This is a genomic window from Yoonia sp., assembly GCF_036007805.1.
Taxonomy (GTDB): domain Bacteria; phylum Pseudomonadota; class Alphaproteobacteria; order Rhodobacterales; family Rhodobacteraceae; genus Yoonia.
The window spans coordinates 1-5,681 of sequence record NZ_DASYOK010000236.1 but is presented as its reverse complement, the minus strand read 5'-3'; the positions used below and the strand labels follow the sequence as shown (position 1 = coordinate 5,681).

7 protein-coding genes are annotated in these 5,681 nt (G+C 56.7%); 4 read left to right on the top strand and 3 right to left on the bottom strand.

What is annotated here, in order from left to right; genetic code table 11:
• Positions 1 to 35: 35 nt before the first annotated feature.
• Both VGP75_RS13010 and VGP75_RS13005 read right to left on the bottom strand, forming a co-directional pair.
• Entirely contained in the window at positions 36 to 1,091 is a 1,056-nt protein-coding gene (locus VGP75_RS13010; protein ID WP_327544079.1) for a FliG C-terminal domain-containing protein, read from the bottom strand.
• Between the two features lie 48 nt (positions 1,092 to 1,139).
• On the bottom strand, positions 1,140 to 1,628 hold the full coding sequence (locus VGP75_RS13005) for an autoinducer binding domain-containing protein (RefSeq protein ID WP_327544078.1): 489 nt from the start codon (positions 1,626 to 1,628) through the stop codon (positions 1,140 to 1,142).
• A gap of 137 nt (positions 1,629 to 1,765) precedes the next feature.
• Here VGP75_RS13005 and VGP75_RS13000 point away from each other — a divergent pair, with 137 nt between their 5' ends.
• Together VGP75_RS13000 and VGP75_RS12995 are read left to right on the top strand one after the other, a co-directional pair.
• A complete protein-coding gene (locus VGP75_RS13000) occupies positions 1,766 to 2,374 on the top strand; it encodes an autoinducer binding domain-containing protein (RefSeq protein ID WP_327544077.1) in 609 nt (202 codons plus the stop codon).
• A gap of 125 nt (positions 2,375 to 2,499) precedes the next feature.
• Positions 2,500 to 3,177, top strand: coding sequence for an acyl-homoserine-lactone synthase (locus VGP75_RS12995; RefSeq protein ID WP_327544076.1), 678 nt, complete (start codon positions 2,500 to 2,502; stop codon positions 3,175 to 3,177).
• Positions 3,178 to 3,238: 61 nt separating this feature from the next.
• On the opposite strand, the gene purB is transcribed toward VGP75_RS12995, so the two are convergent.
• On the bottom strand, positions 3,239 to 4,543 hold the full coding sequence (gene purB, locus VGP75_RS12990) for an adenylosuccinate lyase (protein WP_327544075.1): 1,305 nt from the start codon (positions 4,541 to 4,543) through the stop codon (positions 3,239 to 3,241).
• A 90-nt stretch (positions 4,544 to 4,633) separates the two neighbouring features.
• Here purB and VGP75_RS12985 point away from each other — a divergent pair, with 90 nt between their 5' ends.
• Entirely contained in the window at positions 4,634 to 5,050 is a 417-nt protein-coding gene (locus VGP75_RS12985) for a DUF6314 family protein (RefSeq protein WP_327544074.1), read from the top strand.
• A gap of 75 nt (positions 5,051 to 5,125) precedes the next feature.
• Positions 5,126 to 5,681, top strand: a 556-nt coding sequence (locus VGP75_RS12980; protein WP_327544073.1) for a biotin transporter BioY, incomplete at its 3' end; no start/stop codon positions are given.

The window sequence follows — 5,681 nt, the reverse complement described above, 5'->3', positions numbered from 1 at the left end:
GATTTTCTGCGCGACGTGAATCACATTTGTTGTTTTTAGCCTTCTTCTTCGGCGGTATCCGTTGCGTCCGGATCAATCAGGGTGATGACACCGGCGTCAGCCATTTCGCGGATAACAGTCGTGATCGCGGCCATGGCTTTTTCAGCATCGTCTTTTTTGATGCGTCCGCGTTCCTCGGCATCTTCGCGCAACTGGGTGGCCATGCGCTGCGACAGGCTCTTGAGGATAAATTCTGCTGAATTCATCAGCGCCTCTTCACCGGCGAGTGCGGCTGCGATGGCGGTGGTCAGTGTATCGCCATCGACATTGCGGATCGCGTTGGGAATGTCGGTCGGTTTGACGCGCGGCGCGATGTCCTTGAAAGTGAAAATCGCCTTGCGCACATTGCTGGCGAAGTCCGGATCCGTGCCTTCCAGCCCTTCCAACACGTCTTCACGGGTATCGGTGACGGTCGAGTTCAGGATAGCACCCAAGCGCTGCACCGGAGCCTTTTCAAATGCCTGATCGGCGGGGTGGCCATAGTCCGCAGCCAATGCGGCCCCGATACGGCGCACCGCGTCCGGCGAGATATCTTCGGTCTGGGACATCGCATAGGTGATCCTGCGCGCCCTTTCCCCGGGTGTCTTGGTCAGCACCTCTGCGGCCTTGGCAACGGGCAGCTTCGACAGGGCGACCGCACATATTTCGATACTCTCGGACTGCATGATTTTCACGAGCCGTTCAACGCTGAGGTCAACGACAACGGGCCAGTGATCCCCATTGCGCACGCTTTCCAACTGGTTGCGCAGCCTGCTGGCCAGAACGGGGCTGAGGTGATCGGCAAGTGCTGTGATCGCCCCGTCACGGGTACCAGGGGCCGTCAGGCCCACCGCCTCAAGCTCGGCTGTGAATTCTTCCGCGACAGCGGTGACAGTGGCCTTGTCGACCCGCCGCAGGGCACCCAATTCGTCAGTCAGTAGCAGTTGTAGCGATTCAGGCAGCCGACCCAACGAGAGCGTGTTGCCGTCTTCCAGCAGCATATGCACGACCATTGCCGCCTTGCGGCGACGTGTCAGGGTCATATCAGGGGTGGGCGAGGCGCTGAAATCCATAGGGTCACATAAACGCGTGACTGTAAAATATTGGTTAGCTTAAGCGACTTAAGCGCGCGGGTGTGTCACCATAATTGACATCTTTTTCAACTGCTCAACGGTCTTGGGGTCAAGCTGAGCAGTGTCTGCGGTATTGTCATGGATCTTGGTGACAAGCCCCTGAATAGTCGCGATTTCTTCATCGGTGAACTCACGTTCCCTGTTTGCGAAGCCGCATATTGTGCGGCTGTCATCCGATACGATGGATACCACGATGCCATATCTCAGACCATGTTCGGCCGCTTTGGTCATGACGCCCGACGGATCATCAAGGTCGGACCAGCGCTTGGCACCTTCCGTATCAAACGCCCAGGCCACCATCGGGTCTGACATCAACAAACCATTTCTTGAATAGTAATCCAGCCAGTCCTTGGGGTAGGTTTGGAACATGAACTTGGGGGTCGTGTACTCAATATGGATGCCGAGCGCATAGCCAGCCGGAGAAAGGTCATTGAGCTGGCCAAGTGTTTCGCTAATCTCAAATTGCGTAGAGGCCATCGAATTGTACTCGCTTTCCGGTTGCCAAGATTAACGTTATGACCATAAAGTCTGTTCGAACCGCTGTTCGGGCATATTAGGGCGAACAGCGCTGCCGCAACAAGAGCTTTGTTATAACGGCTCGTTAGGGAAATTGAATGTCGACACTGTTAGACCCAGAAGAGATAGGGCAGCTAGCCCCCTCTGGCTACTATGTGGCGCTACGCATTGGATTTGCCTTCCCGATGGAAGAGGTGAACGCCTTTCCGAAAGGCTGGATCAACCATTACACCAAACAACGGTTTATGCTCTTTGACCCGGTCGTAAAGTGGGCCTACGCGAATGTGGGGGCCATCAGGTGGTCCGTACTTGCAGAAGACGATCCAAAGCGAATCATCACGCAGGCGTATAGTTTTGGCATGCGGTATGGCGTCACTGTTTCGGTCTTCGATAGCGATGCAGATGAGCAACGGTCCTTTGCATCTTTTACACGGTCCGACCGGGATTACACCGATCTCGAAGTCAAGCTGCTGCTTGCCTATCTGACACGCCGCCATACCGAGACAGCACCACCGACCAATCTGACCAAGGCAGAGCTTGAAGCTTTGGGGATGGTCAAGGACGGTAAGCGCTTGAAAGAAATCGCGTTTGAGTTGAGTGTAAGCGAAGGTGCGGTCAAACAGCGGCTCAAAAATGCAAAGCTGAAACTGGGTGCGAAAACGGGCACCCAAGCGGCTGCATTGGCAAATCAATTCGGCCTAATCTAAAACGAATTAGGCGCTTCTTTTATCTATTCCTTACAATTAGAGCTAAATTGTAGGTTGCTATGTTAGCATCGTACTTGGTGGCGGTGGGGGCCGTCGACCCAAACATTACAACCAGAGGGAATACTATGGAGAAGATTACATTCAACCTGACAGAACTCCACAAGCATGGATCTGCGTTCTTTGAATTTCTTGCACTACGCAAGCAATTCTTTGTCGATCAATTAGGGTGGGACATTCCGCATGACGACGATGTGGAAATGGACCAGTACGACAACCCCAAGGCGTATTATTCGCTAGTTCTGAAAGGTGGCAAGGTTGTCGGTGGCATGCGGGCTATGGCCACAACGGCACAGTGGGGGGCGCATACATATATGCTGCGTGATGCGGTGGACGGGAAGCTGATCGGCATCCCCGCCGACATCATTCCGCATGCAGAAGTCACGCCGAATGTCTGGGAGGCAACCCGCGTTGTGATCTCGGACGCGCTCAAGACCCATGCGGAACGGTCAGAATGCCTCGCGCTGGTGCTGGATGGTGTGGTTGAGCAGGCGACAGCACAGGGTGCCACCGAAATTGTGGCACTTTGTCCGCCCGTCTTTGCGCGCACGCTGCGTCAGTTGGGATACCCTGCAAAGATCATTGGTGAGCCTTACACGAACCTGCATGATGATCGCCGCTATGTGGCAATGGCGATGCCTGCGGTGCGCCGCAAAACGGTAAAGTCAGCGCAAGTTGCTCCGGTTCCGCGGTCGTCGACACACAGTTTGCCGGCACAGGCACTCCACGCGCCTTCAAAGCTGTAGGTTTATTGGTGAGAGACCTGATCGCATTGCGGTTTGCGATCAGGTCATCTGAAGTGTGTTGTTAAGCGCCGAAGACGCGCGCAAAAATCGTATCCACGTGTTTCATGTGGTACCCTAGGTCGAATTTCTCTTCGATCTCTTCGGCAGAGAGTGCCGCCAGAACATCGGCGTCACCCAAGAGTTCGGTTTTGAAATCGGCGCCCTGTTCCCAGACGCGCATGGCGTTGCGCTGCACCAGTTTATAGGCGTCCTCGCGGCTGACACCGGCCTGTGTGAGGGCCAAGAGAACACGTTGCGACATGACCAAGCCACGGAATTTATTCATGTTGGCCAGCATGTTGTCAGGATAGATCACCAGCTTTTCGACCACACCCGCCAGACGGTTGAGGGCAAAATCCAAGGTGATTGTCGTATCAGGACCAATCGCACGTTCCACGGAAGAGTGGCTGATGTCGCGCTCGTGCCAGAGGGCCACGTTTTCCATTGCCGGCACCACCGACATGCGCACCAGACGCGCCAGACCTGTCAGGTTCTCGGTCAGGACGGGGTTACGCTTGTGCGGCATCGCGGACGAGCCTTTTTGCCCTGCAGAGAAGAATTCTTCGGCTTCCAACACCTCGGTGCGCTGCATGTGGCGGATCTCGATCGCGATGTTTTCGATGCTGGATGCGATCACGCCAAGGGTCGCGAAGAACATCGCGTGGCGGTCACGGGGAATCACCTGGGTGCTGATCGGTTCGGGTTTCAGGCCCAGTTTTGCGCAAACGTGCTCTTCGACGGCCGGATCAATGTTGGCGAAGGTGCCGACTGCGCCCGAAATTGCGCCAGTCGCAATTTCTTCGCGGGCGTTCACAAGGCGGGCGCGGCCACGGTCCATTTCGGCGTAAAAGCGGGCGAAGGTCAGACCCATTGTCGTGGGCTCGGCGTGAATGCCGTGGCTGCGTCCGATGCGAACCGTATCCTTGTGCTCGTAGGCGCGTGTTTTGAGGGCGGCGAGGACGCGGTCCATATCGGCGATCAGCAGATCGGCCGCGCGCACCAGTTGCACGTTCAGCGTTGTGTCCAGCACGTCGGACGATGTCATGCCCTGATGAACGAAGCGCGCGTCGTCTGATCCGATATGTTCGGCGAGGTGTGTGAGGAAGGCGATCACGTCATGCTTGGTGACGGCTTCGATTTCGTCAATCCGTGCGACATCGAATTCAACATCCTTGGCTTTCCACACCGCTTCGGCGTTTGCCTTGGGGATCACGCCAAGGGCCGCTTGTGCGTCGCAGGCATGCGCTTCGATCTCGTACCAGATGCGGAATTTGGTGGCCGGTTCCCAAATGGCGGTCATTTCAGGGCGGGAATAGCGAGGGATCATTGGCATGCACCTTTTGCAGGGGGTGGGCAGAGGATTCCTGACGCGTCATAAGGGGCCGGGGCAGAACCCTCAAGGGAGAGATGGCTTTTGGTGCTGACGGCAACGGATTTTGAAGGTGTTTGGGCTTTGCGGCGCACGATCGTGGACCGGCGCGATGGCCAGAACGGTGTCTTGGAGGGGCAGGTGGTGTTCACAGCCACGGATGCGGATCATCTGACCTATCACGAGCGCGGCCAGTTGACGCTGGACAGCGGTGTGACACTGGAGGCGCAACGGTGCTATCACTGGGCCTTCAGATCAGAGGATGTTGTCGTCACATTCGATGACGGGCGTCCGTTTCATGCCTTTACCCCTGCAGGCCATGCCGCAGGGACCGACCATCCCTGTGGCGATGATTTCTATACGGTACGCTATGATTTCACGGCATGGCCCGTGTGGCGCGCAATCTGGACCGTCAAAGGGCCGCGCAAGGATTATGTCTCGACATCGACTTATCAACGCCGGTAACGCCATCATGCTTGCGCCGCGTCGCGGCATGGGCAATAAAACACTAACGAAATTCACAATAGGGGAGAGTGGCACATGGCCCTCGCACTTAACGACAAAGTCCTGGCCGAGGCGTTCGGCCCGTCAACCGGTACCGCGCTGCGCATCAAGCAGGCCGCGATGGTGGTTCTGGGGATCGCGGTTCTGGCGATCATGGCGAAAGTGAAAGTGCCGATGTGGCCGGTCCCGATCACCATGGGCACATTTGCTGTGCTGACCATCGGTGCCACCTACGGCCCGCGTTTGGGTCTGGCGACGATCATGGGGTATATGATTATCGGTGCGCTTGGATTTGACGTCTTTGCAGGCTCGACCGCTGAAAACGCAGGTCTGACCTATATGATGGGCGGCACAGGCGGCTATCTGGTGGGTTATGTCGTGGCGACGCTGGCGCTTGGGTTTGCAGCCCGCGCTGGGTGGGACCGCTCGGTTCTGATGATGGGTGTTGCACTGCTGATCGCCAATGCGCTGATCTACCTGCCCGGTGTGGCGTGGTTGAGCGTTCTCTATGGCAACGGCCTCGCGTGGTCGGTCGAAGTGGGCATGACACCGTTCCTGATCGGTGACGCGCTCAAGCTGGGCCTTGCAGCAC

What these genes read in the sequence shown, in the direction of transcription:
- VGP75_RS13000 (WP_327544077.1), top strand. Translation starts at nt 1,766, where the DNA reads ATGTCGACACTGTTAGACCCAGAAGAGATAGGGCAGCTAGCCCCCTCT.
- VGP75_RS12995 (WP_327544076.1), top strand. Translation starts at nt 2,500, where the DNA reads ATGGAGAAGATTACATTCAACCTGACAGAACTCCACAAGCATGGATCT.
- VGP75_RS13005 (WP_327544078.1), bottom strand. Translation starts at nt 1,628, where the DNA reads ATGGCCTCTACGCAATTTGAGATTAGCGAAACACTTGGCCAGCTCAAT.
- purB (WP_327544075.1), bottom strand. Translation starts at nt 4,543, where the DNA reads ATGATCCCTCGCTATTCCCGCCCTGAAATGACCGCCATTTGGGAACCG.
- VGP75_RS13010 (WP_327544079.1), bottom strand. Translation starts at nt 1,091, where the DNA reads ATGGATTTCAGCGCCTCGCCCACCCCTGATATGACCCTGACACGTCGC.